Origin of the sequence: Hydrogenophaga sp. 70-12 (genome assembly GCF_001897365.1) — a bacterium.
Lineage (GTDB): Bacteria > Pseudomonadota > Gammaproteobacteria > Burkholderiales > Burkholderiaceae_C > Hydrogenophaga > Hydrogenophaga borbori.
In genome coordinates this window covers 1-16,507 of record NZ_MKSS01000105.1, presented here as the reverse complement: position 1 = coordinate 16,507, position 16,507 = coordinate 1, and the positions used below count along the sequence as shown (strand labels likewise).

Here is a 16,507-nt window from a genome sequence, read left to right as displayed (position 1 = left end):
GGAGGAGTCGCAGCGACTGAGCGAGAGCGGGCGCGAGATGTTCCTGCGCATTTCGCGCTCGGCGCGCAACATGGGGCAGATGATCACCGACATGCTGGAGCTGCTGCGCGTGGTGCAGGTGGAACTGGAGCCCCGGCCGTTGGACATGACCGCGCTGGCCCACGCCGTGGCCGAGTCGCTGGGGCCGCAGGCGCCGCAGCTGCCCATCGAGGTGGGCGAGCTGCCCGAGGCCCTGGGCGATGCCACCCTCCTGCGTCAGGTGCTGAGCAACCTGGTGGACAACGCCATGAAGTACTCGCGCCAGCAGGCGGAGCCGCGCGTGTGGCTGGGCCATGACCCAGCCCTGCACGCCTACTTCGTGCGCGACAACGGCATGGGCTTCGACATGGCGCGCGCGGCCAAGCTGTTCGGCCTGTTCCAGCGCCTGCACGCCAACAGCGAGGTGCCGGGCATGGGGGTCGGGTTGGCCATCGTCCAGCGCATCGTCGAGCGGCACGGCGGCCGTGTCTGGGCCGAATCGGCGCCGGGGCAGGGCGCCACGTTCTGGTTCAGCCTGCCCCGGGCCTGAGGCTCACTCGCGCTCGGCGGGGTCCTCGGTGTCCGGCGCCGCGTCCGCCTCGGGGGCGGCGGGCTTGCCCACCGTCTTGCGCGCCGCCGCGCGGGCCTGGCGCACCGCGGCCTTGTCGCCCGCGCTGGCGAACTTGCTGTACTTGCCCGTCAGGGCCACCAGTTGGCCATAGACCCGGGGGTTGGCTGCCAGGCATTCCTTCTGCTCCAGGAAGTCCGGCTCGCCGGTGAAGTTGCCGATCAGGCCGCCGGCCTCGGTCACCAGCAGCGCGCCCGCCGCCACGTCCCAGGGCGACAGGCCCATCTCGAAGAAGCCGTCGGAAAAGCCGGCGGCCACGTAGGCCAGGTCCAGCGCGGCCGAGCCCGGGCGGCGCACGCCAGCCACCTTGGGCATGACCTCGCCCAGCATCTGCATGTAGGTCTGGAAGGCGTCGCCCGGGCGGAACGGGAAGCCCGTGGACAGCAGGCAGTCGCGCAGCGAGGTGCGCTTGGCCACGCGGATGCGGCGCTCGTTCAGGTAGGCGCCGCGCCCCCGCGTGGCGCAGAACAGGTCGTTTCGGGAGGGGTCGTACACCACGGCCTGCTCGATGCGGTTGCCCACCATGAGCGCGATGCTCACGCAGTAGACGGGAAAGCCGTGGATGAAGTTGGTGGTGCCGTCCAGCGGATCGATGATCCACACGTGGTCCTTTTCGCGGCCCTTGCCGGGCTGCTGGCCGGACTCCTCGGCCCAGATTCCGTGGCCGGGGTAGGCGGTTTTCAGGGTCTCGATGATCGCGGCCTCGGCCGCGTGGTCGATCTCGGTGACGAAATCGTTGGTCTGCTTGGCCGTCACCCGCACGGCTTCAACGTCGAGCGCGGCGCGGTTGATGATGGCGCCGGCGGCGCGCGCGGCCTTGATGGCCACGTTGAGCATGGGGTGGTAGCTGGACGACATGGATTGTGACCTTCGCGCCGGGGCGCAACGGTGAAGAGCAGGGGGTGGGGGCGCGCCGGGCCCGGCGATGCGGGCGGCGACAATGGCGGGCGATTTTACTAGGCCGGCGCCCAACGCCGTTCCCCGCATGAAAACCCGCTTCGTCCTGATCGAAACCAGCCACGCCGGCAACGTCGGCGGCGCCGCGCGCGCCCTCAAGGTCATGGGCTTCGACGAACTGGTGCTGGTGCGCCCGCGCTGGTCCAACGTGCTGCGCAAGGAGGAGACCATCCAGCGCGCCAGCGGCGCCACCGACGTGCTGGCCAAGACGCGCGTGGTCGACACGCTGGACGAAGCCCTGGACGGCATCACCCACCTGTGCGCCACCGCCATGACGCCGCGCGACTTCGGCCCGCCCACGCGGGCCCCGCGCGAGCACTTCGCCGCCCTGTTGGCCGAGCCCGCGCCGCCGTCCGGCGTGGCCTTCCTGTTCGGCAGCGAGCGCTTCGGCATGGCCAACGAGGACGTCTACCGTTGCCACGCGGCCCTGTCCATTCCCACCGCGCCGGGCTATGGCTCGCTCAACCTGGCGGCCGCGGTGCAGCTCATCGCCTACGACTGGCGCCAGGCCCTGGGGGGCTTCGCGGTCGACTCGCCCGTGGCCGCGCGCCCGGGAGCCGACGCGGCGGCCGTGGCCGGCATGCTGGAGCACCTGCAGCAGGCCCTGGTGGCGGTGGACTTCCTGGACCCGGCCGCGCCCAAGAAGCTGATGCCGCGCCTGCAACAACTCTTCAACCGCGCGCAACCCACCGACGAAGAAGTCCACATTCTTCGCGGTGTTGCCCGCGCCATGCTGCAGACCGCCGAGCGCGCGAAACGCTAGACTGCACGGCCCTGATACAGCCCGTCTCATGTTCGACCGCCTCCGCTCCGACGTCCAATGCATCCTTGAGCGCGACCCGGCCGCGCGCAGCACCTTCGAAGTGCTGACGTGTTACCCGGGCCTGCACGCCGTGGTGCTGCACCGCCTGGCGCATGGCTGCTGGAACCGTGGCTTCAAGTGGCTGGGGCGCTTCATCTCGCACCTGGGCCGCTTCTTCACCGGCATCGAAATCCACCCGGGCGCGAAGATCGGCGAGCGGGTGTTCTTCGACCACGCCATGGGCACGGTGGTGGGCGAGACGGCCGAGATCGGCGACGGCTGCACCATCTACCAGGGCGTCACCCTGGGCGGCACCTCGCTGTACAAGGGCACCAAGCGCCACCCCACGCTGGGCCGCGACGTGGTGGTGAGCGCGGGCGCCAAGGTGCTGGGTGGCTTCGAGGTCGGCGACGGCGCCAAGATCGGCAGCAACGCGGTGGTGATCAAGCCCGTGCCCGCGGGCGCCACGGCCGTGGGCATTCCGGCCCGCATCATCCCCAGCAAGAAGGGCGAGAGCGCCGACGTGACCGAAGACGCCAAGCCCAAGTTCTCGGCCTACGGCATCACCCAGGAAGACGACCCGCTGTCGCAGGCCATGCGCAGCCTGATCGACAGCACCGCCAGCCAGGAGCACCAGATCGCGCTGCTGTGGCAGGCGATCGAGAAACTGGCCGAGGCGCGCGAGCGCGACTGCGTGCCCCGGGACGCCCAGCGCGAAGAGCACTTCCAGGCCGACAAGCTCAACCAGCTGGTGGGCAAGTGAGGTCCTGAGCCTGTGGCGCCGCGGCACCGGTATTTGCCGGGCCGCAGCCACCGTTCCCGGGGGGAAGACGGCCGTCCGGCCGGCGAAGGGGGGTCAGTGGTGGTGGCCGTGCGCGCCGTGCGCGTGGCCGTGCTGGATTTCCTCGGGCGAGGCCGCGCGCACGTCCAGCACCTTCAGGGTGATGGTCAGGTCTTCGCCCGCGAGCGGGTGGTTGCCGTCGAGGTGCACGGTGTCACCCTTGATCTTCTTGACGGTGAACAGGTGGCGCCGGCCCTGCTCGTCGGAGCCTTCCAGCTGGCCGCCGACCTTGATGCCGGGCGGGAACTGCGTCTTCGGGATGCTGGTGACCAGGGATTCGTCGCGTTCGCCGAAGGCCAGCGAGGGCTGCAGGGTGACGGTGGTGCCGAAGCCCTTTTCCTGTCCCTCCAGCGCCACCTCGATGCCGTGCAGCGTGTTGCCGTAGCCGCCGTGCAGGTAGGCGCGCGCGGTCTTGCCTTCGTCCAGCACCTTGCCTTGGGCGTTCTGGATGCGCGCGGTGACGGTGACGACGGTGTCTTTTTCGATTTTCATGGCGGGTTCCTCGGGTGGTGGCTTCAGCGGGCGGGGCGCACCGCGTTCTTCGGGCGCCAGGCCTTGATCACTTCGTCGTGCGTTTCGATGTACGGGCCGCCGATGAGGTCGATGCAGTAGGGCACGGCCGAGAAGATGCCGTTGACGCGCACCGAGCCGTCGGCGTTCTTCGCGCCTTCCAGCGTTTCGGCGATGGCCTTGGGCTGGCCGGGCAGGTTGATGATCAGCGATTCGTCGCGGATGACGGCGACCTGGCGCGAGAGGATGGCCGTGGGCACGAAGGCCAGGCTCACCTGGCGCATCTGCTCGCCGAAGCCCGGCATCTCCTTGTGCGCCACGGCCAGCGTGGCCTCGGGCGTCACGTCGCGCTTGGCCGGGCCGGTGCCGCCGGTGGTGAGCACCAGCGCGCAGCCCAGGTCCACCAGCTCGATGAGCGTCTCGCTGATACGCGCCTGTTCGTCGGGGATGAGGCGGGCCTCGAAAGTGATGGGGTTCTTCAGTGCGCGCGTCAGCCAGTCCTGCAGCGCGGGCAGGCCCTGGTCCTGGTAGACGCCGCTGCTGGCGCGGTCGCTGATGGAGACGATGCCGATGCGCACCGGGTCGTGCGCGGGAGAGGGTTCGCTCATGCTGGGTCGCCGGGTTCGTCGCCTTCGCCGCGCGCCAGCGCGGCCTTGACGTGTTGGAAGATCTCTCGGTAGGCCTTGCCATGGCGCTGCGCCTCGCCGGGCCGTTCCTTCACGGCCTGCGCGTCCTTGCGGGCCTGGCGGATGAGGGTGCGCAGCTGCTGCACGTCGGCCCCGGCGTCCTGGGCCAGCCAGTCGGTGAGGGCGCCGTCGTCGGCGATCAGGCGGTCGCGCCACTGTTCGGCCTGGTGCAGCTGCAGCGTGGCCTCGGCCGAGGGCCGCTGCTGCTCCTCGATGGCGGCCTCGATGGCGGCGATGGTCTCGTCGGGCAGCTTGCGCATGAGCTTGCCGATGTACTGCATCTGCCGGCGCCGGCCCTCGAAGTTGGTGATGCGCCGCGCCTCGGCCAGCGAATCGACCAGGCGGTCGTCCAGGCCCAGGCGGTTGAACAGGTCGCCGCGCAGCGTGAGCAGCTGCTCGCCCAGGTTCTGCAGGCGATCGCTGAGCTTCTTCAGGTCGGTCTTGCTCAGTTCGCCGCCCTTGGCGTCGCGCTTGAGCTCCTGGTCGAGCTCGCTGCCCTCGGCAACAAAGTGGCCGCGAACGAAATAGCCTCGGGTGGGTTTGCGCGACATGGGGAAGGGATGGGGCTTGTGCGGGGCGGCGGACGTCTCGCAAAGGGGCCCGTATCATAGCGGCCGCCATGTCCAAGACCGCCTCGAACACCCCCTTGCCCGGATTCCAGTACAGCCGCCACCAGTTCGAGGAACTGGTCGATCTGGCCCTGGGCCACGCCAAATCCCTGGGCGCGGCCGACGCCGCGGCCGAAGTTTCCGAGGGCGCGGGCCTGAGCGTGTCGGTGCGCAAGGGCGAGCTGGAAAACGTCGAGCGCAACCGCGACAAGTCCCTGGGCGTCACGGTTTACCTGGGCCGCCGCCGCGGCAACGCCAGCACCTCCGACTTCTCCGCCGCCGCCGTGCGCCAGACCGTACAGGCCGCCTACGACATCGCCCGCTTCACCGCCGAAGACCCCGTGGCGGGCCTGCCCGACGCGCAGGACGTGGCCTCTCGGGCCGACCGCGCGCGCGACCTGGACCTCTTCCACCCCTGGGCCGTCACCTCGGAGCAGGCCGCCGAACTGGCCCTGGCCTGCGAGGCCGCGGCCTTTGCCACCAGCAAGAAGATCACCAACAGCGAAGGCGCCAGCGTCTCGGCGCAGCAGTCGCACTTCTTCGGCGCGCACCTGCGTGGCGGCGAGCGCGGCGGCGACGGCACCTTCAGCGGCGGCTACGCCAGCTCGCGCCACAGCCTGTCGGTGGCGCCCATCGCCGGCAAGGGCGCGCAGATGCAGCGCGACTACTGGTACAGCTCCATGCGCGCGCCGCAGGACCTGGCCACGCCCGAGGCCGTGGGCCGTTACGCCGCCGAGCGCGCGCTCTCGCGCCTGCGCGCGCGAAAGATCGCCACCACCGAGTGCCCGGTGCTGTTCGAATCGCCCCTGGCCGCCGGCCTGCTGGGCGCCTATGTGCAGGCCACCAGCGGCGGCGCGCTGTACCGCAAGACCAGCTTCCTGGCCGACAGCCTGGGCAAGCCGGCCATGGCCGCTCACCTGGACATCGACGAGGACCCCTTCGTGCGCGGCGGCAAGGGCAGCTCGCCGTTCGACGACGAGGGCGTGCGCACCGCGCCCCGCCGCGTGGTCGAGGGGGGTGTGGTGCAGGGCTATTTCCTGTCCACCTACTCGGCGCGCAAGCTGGGCATGCGCACCACCGGCAACGCGGGCGGGTCGCACAACCTCACGCTGACCAGCCGGCGCACGAAGGCGGGCGACGACCTCGACGCCATGCTCAGGAAGCTGGGCCGTGGCCTGTTCGTCACCGAGCTCATGGGCCAGGGCGTCAACCCCGTCACGGGCGACTACTCGCGCGGCGCCGCGGGCTACTGGGTCGAGGACGGCGTGATCGCCTACCCGGTGCAGGAGATCACCATCGCCGGCAACCTCAAGGACATGCTCATGGGCGTCGAGGCCGTGGGCGCGGACGCCTACAACTACGGCGCCAAGACGGTGGGATCGGTGCTGGTGAACCGCATGAAGGTCGCCGGCAGTTGATGCCAGCGGCGGCGGGCGCCGCCTGGGCGCCGCGCCCGCGGCTTATCCCGCCAGCGCCGCCTTCACCGCCGCCGACACCTGCCCCATGTCGGCCTTGCCCGCCAGGCGCGTTTTCACCGCGCCCATGACCTTGCCCATGTCGCCCGGTCCCTTGGCGCCCAGTTCCGCCACGATGGCCTTTACCTCGGCCGCCACGGCCTCGGCCGACAGGCGCTCGGGCAGGTAGGCCTGCAGCACGGTCAGCTCGGCGGCTTCCTTGGCCGCCAGGTCGGGGCGATTGCCCTGTTCGAAGGCGGCGATGGAGTCCTTGCGCTGCTTGACCATCTTGTCGATCACGCCCACCACGGCGGCGTCGTCGAGTTCGATGCGCTCGTCCACTTCCTTCTGCTTGATCGCCGCCGTCAGCAGGCGGATGGTGGCCAGGCGCTCGGTTTCCTTGGCGCGCATGGCGGCTTTCATGTCGTCGGTGATGCGGGCTTTGAGGCTCATGGTGTCGCTCCGGTGGCGCTGCCGGCAGGCGCAGCGCAGGAAAGAGGGAAGGGGAAACGAAAAAGCCCGCTCTAGCGTCCTGGAGCGGGCTTTCGGTGCCGGACGGACCGGCTTCGTTCAGTACAGCTTCTTGGGCAGCTGCATGGAACGAACGCGCTTGAAATGGCGCTTGACCGCGGCGGCTTTCTTGCGCTTGCGCTCGGCGGTGGGCTTCTCGTAGAACTCGCGGGCGCGGAGGTCGGTCAGCAGGCCGAGTTTTTCAATGGTGCGCTTGAAGCGACGCAGAGCCACGTCGAAGGGCTCGTTGTCTTTGACACGGATGGTGGTCATGTATCGATCGATTCCTGAATATGCGGCCAGAGGATGGCGGGGAAGATCAGGCCCGGCCTTCTTGGCTGCGAGGTGTCCCGTCTGAAACTAGTATTGGCCGACGGGAATTTGCCAGCAAAGCCCGCGATTATAGACGTTTCTACAGCGCTCGCTACCCGGGTCGACCCGCCGCCGGGCCGTCTCCAGGCCGATCAGCCCCCGCGGGCGGGCAGCGACCCGCGCAGCGGTGGGGCGTGGGGGCCCACGCTCAGAGCGCCTGGGCGCAGGCGTGGGCCGAGGCCCAGGCCCACTGGAAGTTGTACCCGCCGAGCCAGCCGGTCACGTCCACCACCTCGCCGATGAAGAACAGCCCGGCCTGGCGCGATTCCAGGGTCTGCTGGGACAGCTCGTGGGTGTCCACCCCGCCGCGCATGACCTCGGCCTTGCGCCAGCCCTCGGTGCCGGTGGGCACCAGCTCCCAGCGCTGCAGGCGCTCGGCCAGGCGGGCCAGGGCGCGGTCGGCGGTTTCCATCACGGGGCGCTGCCAGTCGCCGTCCTGGGCGGCCCAGGCGTCGGCCAGGCGGGCGGGCACCCACTGGGCCAGTTCGTTGGCCAGCCGCTTGCGCGATCGGCGCTTGGCTTCGCTCAGGGCCGCGCCCAGGTCGGTGTCGGGCGCCAGGTTCAGGCGGATCGGCGCACCGGCCTGCCAGTAGCTGGAGATCTGCAGCACCGCCGGGCCCGACAGGCCGCGGTGGGTGAAGAGCAGGTCTTCGTCGAAGGCCATGCGGTCTTTCTTGCCGCCGGTCTCGATGCGCACCGGCAGCGCGAGCCCGGCCAGGCCCGCGTAGGGCGCCCAGGCGGCGCCGTCGAAGGTCAGCGGCACCAGGGCGGGGCGCGGTTCGACCACGCGCAGCCCGAACTGGGCCGCCAGGCGCAGGCCGAAGTCGCTGGCGCCGATCTGCGGGACGGGCAGGCCACCGGTGGCCACCACCAGCTTCGGGGCACGCACCGGGCCGCGGTCGGTGTCCAGCGCGTAGGCGCCGTCGCCGTCCTGCCGCACGGCCCGCACGGCGCAGGGCTGCCAGCGGTCGACGCCGCCGGCCTCGCACTCGCGCAGCAGCACCTGGATCAGGTCGTCGGCCGAGCGGTCGCAGAACAGCTGGCCCCTGTGCTTTTCGTGCCAGGCGACGCCGTGGCGCTGCAGCAGGCCGATGAAGTCGGTGGGGGTGTAGCGCGAGAGCGCCGAGCGGCAGAAGTTCGGGTTCTCGCCCACGAAGTGCTTCTGCGGCGCGCGCGGGTCGAGGTCGCGGTTGGTGAAGTTGGCGCGCCCGCCGCCGGAGATGCGGATCTTCTCGGCGATCTTGGGGCTGTGGTCGATCAGCAGCACGCGCCGCCCGCGCTGGCCGGCGATGCCGGCGCAGAACAGGCCGGCGGCGCCGGCGCCGACGATGATGGCGTCGAAGGTTTGCACGCGCGGCAGTGTAGCCAGCGCGCGCGGCGCTTCCCGCGCTTCAGGCGGCGCGGCTGGCCGGCTCGGGCCGCGCCAGCGAGGCCAGGCCGCGCAGCACGTCGCCCACCACGATCACCGAGGGGCTGCCCAGGCCCTCGCGCCGCAGGCAGCCGCACAGGTCGTCCAGGGTGCCGATCGCGTGGCGCTGCTGCGGCAGGCTGGCGTGCTGCACCACCGCCAGCGGCGTGTCGCCCGGCAGGCCGGCGAGCAGGCCTTGCTCGATCTGCGCCGCGCCGCTCACGCCCATGTAGATGACCAGGGTGAGCTTGGCGTCGCGCGCGGTGGCGGCCAGGGCGGGCCAATCGGTGCCGGCGTCGCCGGGCTTGGCGTGGCCGGTGATGAAGACCACGCCGTGCGCGTGATCGCGGTGCGTGAGCGGCACGCCCAGCGCGGTGACCGCCGCCAGCCCCGAGGTGATGCCGTTGACCACGCGCACCGCGACGCCCTCGGCCTGCAGGTGCTCGATCTCCTCGCCGCCGCGGCCGAAGACGAAGGGGTCGCCGCCCTTGAGGCGCACCACCACCTCGCCCTCGCGCGCGGCCATCAGCATGAGCTTGTCGATGAAGGCCTGCGGTGTGCTGCGGCAGCCGCCGCGCTTGCCCACGCGCACGATGCGCGCCTGCGGGCTGGCGTGTTCCAGCACCGCTTCGTTGACGAGGTCGTCCACCAGCAGCACGGTGGCCGCGCCGATGGCGCGCACCGCCTTGAGCGTGAGCAGTTCCGGGTCGCCCGGGCCGGCGCCCACGAGCGTGACGGTGCCGGGCAGGAAATCAGGCGGTGGTGCGTTCATCGGCGTGGATCTCGGCAAGGATGCAGTCGGCCTGGCGCGCGATGGGCGCGGGCAGGGGGGCCTGGCCGTCGAGCACGGCGCGGGTGTAGGCGGCGGTGGCGGCCGGGTCGATGGCCGGCAGCTCGGGCAGTTGCGCGAGCGGGCCGTCCTGGGCGGCGATGCGCTCGATGCGCTGGCCGTCGCGCAACGCCTCGATGCGCGGCTGGCGGCGGGCGTCGGCCACGGGCTCGCCCTCGGTGCCGCGCAGCAGCAGCGCGTGCGCGCCGGTGAGCGCGAAGGTGGCGGCCATGCTGACGACGTATTCGGGGTGGGTGTGGCTGCCCACGATCAGCGCGGGCCCGTGCACCGGGTTCATGAGTTTGACCAGGCTGTGGCCCGGGTTGCGCAGGCCCACGCTGCGGCGCACGTCCAGCAGGCGCTTGAGGCCGGGCAGCAGGGCCTCGGTGGGCACGAAGGCGCAGGCGCCGGGCGCGATGGCCTGGGCCGGCGCGGCCGGCGCCACGCCCAGCGCGGCGAACACCGCCTCGGCGGTGACCCGCCGGTCTTCGGTGGCGGTGCCGTGCACCAGCACCGCCGCGCCCCGGCGCGCCAGCAGTAGGGCCAGCAGCGGCGTGAGCAGCGGCAGCTTGCGCGCGCCGTTGTAGCTGGGCAGCACCACGATGGGCCGGCTGTTGCCCGGCACGCGGCGCAGGCGCGCGTGCGTGGCGTCGAGGAAGCCGGCCATCTCCTCGGGCGTTTCGCCCTTGATGCGCATGGCCAGGCAGAAGCCGCCCAGTTCGAGGTCGCTCACGGCCCCGTCGAGCACCTGGCCCATCAGGTCGGCGGCCTGCGCGCGCGTCAGCGCCCGCGCGCCGTCTTTGCCGCGGCCGATCTCCTTGATGTACTGGCTGATGCCCATGGTCGGGGGATTGTCTGGCAGGCTTGATGACTTGTCGTTATATGAAGGCCTTCCATGCCCAGAGCAGGAATCAGGCCGGCGCGGTGTCGCGCTCGCGCACCAGGCGACGCAGCTCGGGCAGGCAGGAGCCGCATTGGGTGCCGCAGCGCAGTTGGGTCTGCAGCTGGGCCAGGCGTTCCTCGTCGTTGCCCGGGGTGTCGCCCATGCGCGCCAGGCAGGCGCGGATGGCGCTGTCGCTGACGTTGAGGCAGGTGCAGACCTGCCGCCCGCGCGGGGCCTCGGCCACCGGGGCGTGGCCGCCGGGCATCAGCAGGCGCCGGCCGTAGGCGTCGGCGGGCCGGTCGTCCTGCAGCAGGGGCTTGAGCCAGGCCTCGGCGCGGGTGTCGCCGGCCAGCAGCACGGCGTCCAGCCGCTGGCCCTGGTCGTCCGTGCGGCGCAGGCGCGCGGCGCGGCGCTGGCCCAGGCGGCGGTCGGCATAGCGCAGGGTCTCGGGCGTGTCCAGGCCCAGCAGGGTTTCCAGGCGGTCCAGCAGCGCGGGCGGCGCCGGCCCGTGCGCGGCGGCGCGAAACAGCAGGCCGGTGCGCTCCCGTCCGAAGGGCACGCAGCTGGCGAACGGGAATTCGGCCATCAGGGCGCGCAGCGTGGCCTGCGTGGCCAGGGCGCGTTCCTCGGGCAGCCAGGCCAGGGCCAGCAGGGTCCAGGGCAGTTCGGCCTTGAGTACCTTCACCGCCGCGTGCTTGAGCTCGGGCTGCTGGGAGCCGGGGCAGCGGGCCGAGGTGGTGAGGGCGTTGACGCCGGCCAGCGGCTCGCCGGCGCTGCTGCGCCCGCCCAGGTACTCGGGGCCCCAGTGCATGGCGATGAAGGCCTGGGCCGGCGCGACCTGCCCGCTGGCCTGGGCGGGCAGCACGAGGCTGCCGCGCCGGCTGGTGACGTGCACCAGCTCGCCGTCGCGCAAGGCCAGGCGCTGCATGTCGCCCGCGTTCAGCTGCACGGCCGGCTCGGCCACGTGGCCGAACAGGCGGCCCAGGGTGCCGGTGCGGCCCATGCCGTGCCACTGGTCGCGCAGGCGGCCGGTGGTGAGCGAGAAGGGGTAGCGCGGTTCGCGTGGCTCGGCCAGCGGCCGGTGGGGCAGGGCGGCGAAGCGGGCGCGGCCGTCGGGGGTGGGGAAGACGCCGTCGCCGTAGAGGCGCGCCTTTCCTTGCGTGTCGCCTTCGCGCAGCGGCCACTGTTGGGGGCCGTCCCGGTCGAGCTGGGCGTAGCTCAGGCCGGTGATGTCCAGGTCGCGCCCGCGCGTGGACTCGCGGTGCTCCCGCCAGAGGGCTTCGGGCGTCTCGTGGGGAAAGAGCGCATGGCCCGGGCGCAGGCGGCGGGCGAAGTCGACCACGATGCGCCAGTCGTGTCGCGCCTCGCCGGGCGGCGGCACGGCCGCGCGCACGCGGCTGATGCGCCGCTCGCTGTTGGTGACGGTGCCGTCCTTCTCGCCCCAGGTGGTGGCGGGCAGCAGCAGGTCGGCGAAGCCGGCGGTGGCGGTGGTGGCGAAGGCCTCTTGCAGCACCACGAACTCGGCGCGCTGCAGGGCGCGGCGCACGGTGCGCTGGTCGGGCATGGACTGCGCCGGGTTGGTGCACGCGATCCACAGGGCTTTCACGGCGCCGTCGGCGGCGGCCTCGAACAGCTCCACGGCGCTGAGCCCGGGTTTTTCCGGCACCGAGGGAATGCCCCACAGCGCGGCCACCTCGGCGCGGTGCGCGGGGTTGGCCAGGTCGCGGTGCGCCGAGAGCAGGTTGGCCAGGCCGCCCACCTCGCGCCCGCCCATGGCGTTGGGCTGGCCCGTCAGGCTGAACGGCCCGGCGCCCGGCCGGCCGATCTGGCCGGTGGCCAGGTGCAGGTTGATCAGGCCGGCGTTCTTGGCGGTGCCGCTGCTGCTCTGGTTGAGGCCCTGGCAGTACAGGCTGAGCGTGGCGCCGCGGGCTTGCGGGTCGCCGCTGGCGCCGGTGGCGAACCAGCGCGCGGCGGTGATCAGGTCGTGCACCTCCAGGCCGCAGGCCTGGGCCACGCGCGCCGGCGTGCAGTCGCGCACCAGGGCCTCCAGGGCCTCGAAGCCGCGCGTGTGGGCCGCGATGTAGGCGGTGTCGGTCCAGCCTTCCCGCAGCATGAGGTGCAGCAGGCCGTGGAACAGCAGCGTGTCGCTGCCGGGCTGCAGCGGCAGGTGCAGGTCGGCCGCCTCGGCGGTGTCGGTGCGGCGCGGGTCGGCCACGATCAGCTTCATGCCGGGGCGCGCGCGGCGCGCGTCTTCCAGGCGGCGGAACAGCACCGGGTGCGCGTAGGCGGTGTTGCTGCCGGCGATGAACACGCAGCCGGCGTGGTCCAGGTCCTCGTAGCAGGTCGGTGGCGCGTCGGCGCCCAGGGTGAGCTTGTAGCCGGCGACGGCGCTGCTCATGCACAGGCGCGAGTTGGTGTCGATGTTGTTGGTGCCGATCAGCCCCTTGGCGAGCTTGTTGAAGGCGTAGTAGTCCTCGGTGAGCAGCTGGCCGCTGATGTAGAAGCCCACCGCGTCGGGGCCGTGCGTGGCGATGGCGCCGTTGAAGCGGCGCGCGGCCAGATCCAAGGCCTCGTCCCAGGTGGTGCGCTGCGGCGCGGCGCCGCGCGCGGCACGGACCTGGGGGTGCAGCAGGCGCGTCTGGCGTGCCACGTGGGGGGCGGCGGTGAGGTGCAGGGTCTGGCCCTTGCTGCACAGGCGCCCGGCGTTGGCCGGGTGCGCGGGGTCGCCGCGCACGCCGGTGATGCGATCGCCCTCGCTGTCGATGAGCACCCCGCAGCCCACGCCGCAGTAGGGGCAGGTGGAACGGGTTTCGGTCATGCGCTCTCGCGGCGCCGCGTGGGTGGGCCGGCCACGGGCCGGGTGAGGTCGGTGGCGTGCGTGGCGAGTTCGCCCGCGTCCAGGTGCACCAGGCCGTCGGCCACGCGCACCGCGAAGCGCGGCGTGCAGCCCTCGTCGGGCGCCTGGGCGCAGCCGTCGGCCAGGCCGATGGTCCAGTTGTGCAGCGGGCAGGCCACGCGCTGGTCGAACACGATGCCCTGGCTCAGCGGGCCACCCTTGTGCGGGCAGCGGTCGAGCAGGGCGAACACGCCGCCCTCGGCGTTGCGGAACACGGCCACGTCCAGGCCCACGGGGCGGCGCACGGTGCGCGAGCCCAGCACGGGGATGTCTTCGACGCGGCACACGGGCGTCCATGGGGCGGGAAGGCTCATGCGGCGCTCCCTTCAACGGCCGTGGGCTCAATGGGAATGAACTGGCGCGTGTCCAGCGCGGCCTTCTCGTGCTCGAACCAGGGGTCGGGCTCGCCGTCGAGCGCGGCCTGCAGCTGCGCCCACAGCGCCTTGCGGCCCTCGGCGTCGTCGAGGATGCGCCGCCTGACGTGGTCGATGCCCACGCGCGCCACGTAGTGCACGGTGCGCTCCAGGTACCAGCCCTCCAGGCGGTAGAGCTGCATGAAGGCGCCGGTGTATTCCAGCACTTCCTCGGCGGTCTTGAGCTTGACCAGGAACTGCGCCACCTCGGTCTTGATGCCACCGTTGCCCGCGATGACCATCTCCCAGCCCGAGTCCACGCCGATGATGCCCACGTCCTTGATGCCGGCCTCGGCGCAGTTGCGTGGGCAGCCGCTGACGGCGAACTTCACCTTGTGCGGCGCGTACATGCGCCACATGGCGCGCTCCAGGTCCTTGCCCATCTGCGTGCTGTCCTGCGTGCCCATGCGGCACCACTCGCTGCCCACGCAGGTCTTCACGGTGCGCAGCGCCTTGGCGTAGGCATGGCCGCTGGGCATGGCCAGGTCGGTCCAGACCGATTGCAGGTCTTCCTTTTTCACGCCGAGCAGGTCGATGCGCTGGCCGCCCGTGACCTTGACGGTGGGGATCCGGTACTTGTCCACCACGTCGGCGATGCGGCGCAGCTCGGCCGCCGTGGTCTCGCCGCCCCACATGCGCGGGATCACGCTGTAGGTGCCGTCCTTCTGGATGTTGGCGTGGCAACGCTCGTTGATGAAGCGGCTCTGCGGGTCGTCCCTGGCTTCTTTCGGCCAGGTGCTGATGAGGTAGTAATTCACGGCCGGGCGGCAGGTGGCGCAGCCGTTGGGCGTGCGCCAGCCCAGGCCGGCGAAGACCTCGGCGGTGCTGAGGTACTTGCGGTCGCGGATGGCGTCGCGCACCGCCTGGTGGCCGTGCTCGGTGCAGCCGCACAGGGCCTTGAGCTTCGGCGCGGCCGAGTAGTCGCCGCCGGCGGTGGCCATCAGGATCTGTTCCACCAGGCCGGTGCAGGAGCCGCAGCTGGCGCTGGCCTTGGTGTGCCGGCGCACCTCGTCCAGCGTGAACAGGCCCTTGTCCTTGATGGCCTGGCAGATGGCGCCCTTGCTGACGCCGTTGCAGCCGCAGACCTCGGCCGCGTCGGGCATGGCGGCGGCATTGTGGTGGCCTTCGTGCCCGGTGTCGCCGATGTTGGACTCCCCGAACATCAGCTTGTCGCGGATGTCGGCCACGCTGCGGCCCTCGCGCAGCAGCTTGAAGTACCAACTGCCGTCCACGGTGTCGCCGTACAGGCAGGCGCCCACCAGCTTGTCGTCCCGGATCACCAGCTTTTTGTAGACGCCGCCGCCGGGGTCGCTCATGACGATCTCGTCGGTGCCCTCGCCGCCCATGAACTGGCCGGCCGAGAACAGGTCGATGCCCGTGACCTTGAGCTTGGTGGAGGTGAGCGAGCCGGTGTAGCGGCCGATGCCGAACTCGGCCAGGTGCGTGGCCAGCACCTTGCCCTGCTCGAACAGCGGCGCCACCAGCCCGTAGGCGATGCCGCGGTGCGCGGCGCACTCACCCACGGCGTAGATGCGCGGGTCGGTGACGGTCTGCAGGGTGTCGCTGACCACGATGCCGCGCTCGACGTGCAGCTTCATGGCCTCGGCCAGCGCGGTGTTGGGGCGGATGCCCACGGCCATCACCACCAGGTCGGCGGGGACCTCGCGGCCGTCCATGAAGCGCACGGCCTTCACGCGGCCGTCCTCGCCACCCACCAGCGCCTGCGTCTGCGCGCCGATGAGAAAGTTCATGCCGCGCGACTGCAGCGACTGCAGCAGCAGCCCGCCCGCCACGTCGTCCAGCTGGCGCTCCATCAGCCAGGGCGCCGCGTGCACCACGCTCACGCGCATGCCGCGCTTCATCAGGCCGTTGGCGGCCTCCAGGCCCAGCAGGCCGCCGCCGATGACCACCGCGTGCCGGTACTTCGCGGCGGCGTCGATCATGGCCTGGGTGTCGGCGATGTCGCGGTAGGCCAGCACGCCCTTCAGCTCCTTGCCCGGGATGGGCAGGATGAAGGGCTTGGAGCCGGTGGCCAGGATCAGGCGGTCGTAGGGCGCGCTGAGCGTTTCGCCGCTGGCGTGGCGCGCATGCACCAGCCGCTTGACGCGGTCGACCTCGGTCACCTCGAAGCCGGCGTGCAGCGCGACGCCGTTGTCCGCGTACCAGGCCCAATCGTTGAGCACGATCTGCTCCAGCGTCTGCTCGCCCGCGAGCACCGGCGAGAGCAGGATGCGGTTGTAGTTCGGGTGCGGCTCGGCGCCGAACACCGTGATGTCGTAGAGATCGGGGGCGAGCTTGAGCAGCTCCTCCAGCGTGCGAACGCCGGCCATGCCGTTGCCCACCATCACCAGTTTCATCCGTTGCCGCGGCTGGGCGCGCATGTCCATGGGGCTCTCCTTGGCCGGTGGTGGGTTCAGGCGCTGAGGGCTTCGCACGCCCGGGCCTTGGCGCCGCGCGACAGCGGCTCCACCTTGCGTTGCTTCTCGTGCAGGAAGCTCAGCACCGCGTGGCGGTAGTGGTTGTAGCGGGCGTCGTCGGACAGCGCGAGGCGATCGCGCGGGCGCTCCAGCTCGATGTCCAGGACCTCGCCGATGGTGGCCGCCGGGCCGTTGGTCATCATCACGATGCGGTCGGACAGCAGCACGGCCTCGTCCACGTCGTGCGTGATCATCATCACCGTGTTGCGCAGCTC

16 protein-coding genes and 1 pseudogene are annotated in these 16,507 nt (G+C 71.6%); 4 read left to right on the top strand and 13 right to left on the bottom strand.

The window, feature by feature from the left end; translation table 11 throughout:
* A partial coding sequence (locus tag BGO22_RS06790) for a sensor histidine kinase (RefSeq protein ID WP_286849728.1) occupies positions 1–568 on the top strand: 568 nt, incomplete at its 5' end.
* Between the two features lie 3 nt (positions 569–571).
* Here BGO22_RS06790 and BGO22_RS06785 read toward each other — a convergent pair.
* The gene (locus BGO22_RS06785) at positions 572–1,504 is read right to left on the bottom strand and encodes an inositol monophosphatase family protein (RefSeq protein WP_070397614.1); all 933 of its coding nucleotides are present in this window, start codon (positions 1,502–1,504) and stop codon (positions 572–574) included.
* A gap of 127 nt (positions 1,505–1,631) precedes the next feature.
* Here BGO22_RS06785 and BGO22_RS06780 point away from each other — a divergent pair, with 127 nt between their 5' ends.
* Together BGO22_RS06780 and cysE are read left to right on the top strand one after the other, a co-directional pair.
* Positions 1,632–2,366: an RNA methyltransferase gene (locus BGO22_RS06780; RefSeq protein ID WP_286849727.1), complete on the top strand. Its 735-nt coding sequence runs from the start codon at positions 1,632–1,634 to the stop codon at positions 2,364–2,366.
* A 28-nt stretch (positions 2,367–2,394) separates the two neighbouring features.
* Entirely contained in the window at positions 2,395–3,168 is a 774-nt protein-coding gene (cysE, locus tag BGO22_RS06775; RefSeq protein WP_070397616.1) for a serine O-acetyltransferase, read from the top strand.
* Positions 3,169–3,261: 93 nt separating this feature from the next.
* On the opposite strand, the gene BGO22_RS06770 is transcribed toward cysE, so the two are convergent.
* Genes BGO22_RS06770 through yjgA form a run of 3 tightly spaced genes read right to left on the bottom strand, consistent with a single transcriptional unit; the run spans position 3,262 to position 4,993 of the window.
* Positions 3,262–3,738 carry an FKBP-type peptidyl-prolyl cis-trans isomerase gene (locus BGO22_RS06770; protein ID WP_070397617.1) on the bottom strand — a complete coding sequence of 159 codons (477 nt, stop codon included), beginning with the start codon at positions 3,736–3,738 and terminating at the stop codon, positions 3,262–3,264.
* Between the two features lie 23 nt (positions 3,739–3,761).
* On the bottom strand, positions 3,762–4,364 hold the full coding sequence (mog, locus tag BGO22_RS06765; protein WP_070397618.1) for a molybdopterin adenylyltransferase: 603 nt from the start codon (positions 4,362–4,364) through the stop codon (positions 3,762–3,764).
* Positions 4,361–4,993, bottom strand: a complete 633-nt coding sequence (yjgA, locus tag BGO22_RS06760; protein ID WP_070397619.1) for a ribosome biogenesis factor YjgA — start codon at positions 4,991–4,993, stop codon at positions 4,361–4,363. Before yjgA ends, mog begins: the two co-directional genes overlap by 4 nt.
* Before the next feature lie 68 nt (positions 4,994–5,061).
* On the opposite strand from yjgA, the gene pmbA reads away from it, so the two are divergent.
* Complete coding sequence (pmbA, locus tag BGO22_RS06755; protein WP_070397620.1) at positions 5,062–6,468, top strand: metalloprotease PmbA; 1,407 nt, start codon at positions 5,062–5,064, stop codon at positions 6,466–6,468.
* Positions 6,469–6,510: 42 nt separating this feature from the next.
* Here pmbA and BGO22_RS06750 read toward each other — a convergent pair whose 3' ends face one another.
* The 9 genes and pseudogenes from BGO22_RS06750 to BGO22_RS06710 form a co-directional block, all read right to left on the bottom strand.
* Positions 6,511–6,957: a GatB/YqeY domain-containing protein gene (locus BGO22_RS06750; RefSeq protein WP_070397621.1), complete on the bottom strand. Its 447-nt coding sequence runs from the start codon at positions 6,955–6,957 to the stop codon at positions 6,511–6,513.
* A 117-nt stretch (positions 6,958–7,074) separates the two neighbouring features.
* Entirely contained in the window at positions 7,075–7,287 is a 213-nt protein-coding gene (gene rpsU, locus BGO22_RS06745) for a 30S ribosomal protein S21 (protein WP_009520186.1), read from the bottom strand.
* A 247-nt stretch (positions 7,288–7,534) separates the two neighbouring features.
* The gene (locus BGO22_RS06740) at positions 7,535–8,737 is read right to left on the bottom strand and encodes a BaiN/RdsA family NAD(P)/FAD-dependent oxidoreductase (protein WP_070397622.1); all 1,203 of its coding nucleotides are present in this window, start codon (positions 8,735–8,737) and stop codon (positions 7,535–7,537) included.
* Positions 8,738–8,777: 40 nt separating this feature from the next.
* The gene (gene cobA / locus BGO22_RS06735; protein WP_070397623.1) at positions 8,778–9,566 is read right to left on the bottom strand and encodes a uroporphyrinogen-III C-methyltransferase; all 789 of its coding nucleotides are present in this window, start codon (positions 9,564–9,566) and stop codon (positions 8,778–8,780) included.
* Positions 9,547–10,464: a DNA-binding protein YbiB gene (gene ybiB, locus BGO22_RS06730; RefSeq protein WP_070397624.1), complete on the bottom strand. Its 918-nt coding sequence runs from the start codon at positions 10,462–10,464 to the stop codon at positions 9,547–9,549. The genes cobA and ybiB overlap by 20 nt, the downstream gene beginning before the upstream one ends.
* Positions 10,465–10,534: 70 nt before the next feature.
* A complete protein-coding gene (locus tag BGO22_RS06725; protein ID WP_070397625.1) occupies positions 10,535–13,324 on the bottom strand; it encodes a nitrate reductase in 2,790 nt (929 codons plus the stop codon).
* Positions 13,321–13,716, bottom strand: coding sequence for a nitrite reductase small subunit NirD (gene nirD / locus BGO22_RS06720; RefSeq protein WP_070397626.1), 396 nt, complete (start codon positions 13,714–13,716; stop codon positions 13,321–13,323). Before nirD ends, BGO22_RS06725 begins: the two co-directional genes overlap by 4 nt.
* Positions 13,713–16,202, bottom strand: coding sequence for a nitrite reductase large subunit NirB (gene nirB, locus BGO22_RS06715; protein WP_254668103.1), 2,490 nt, complete (start codon positions 16,200–16,202; stop codon positions 13,713–13,715). Before nirB ends, nirD begins: the two co-directional genes overlap by 4 nt.
* A gap of 26 nt (positions 16,203–16,228) precedes the next feature.
* Positions 16,229–16,507: pseudogene (locus tag BGO22_RS06710) on the bottom strand (ABC transporter ATP-binding protein); the annotation flags it as partial.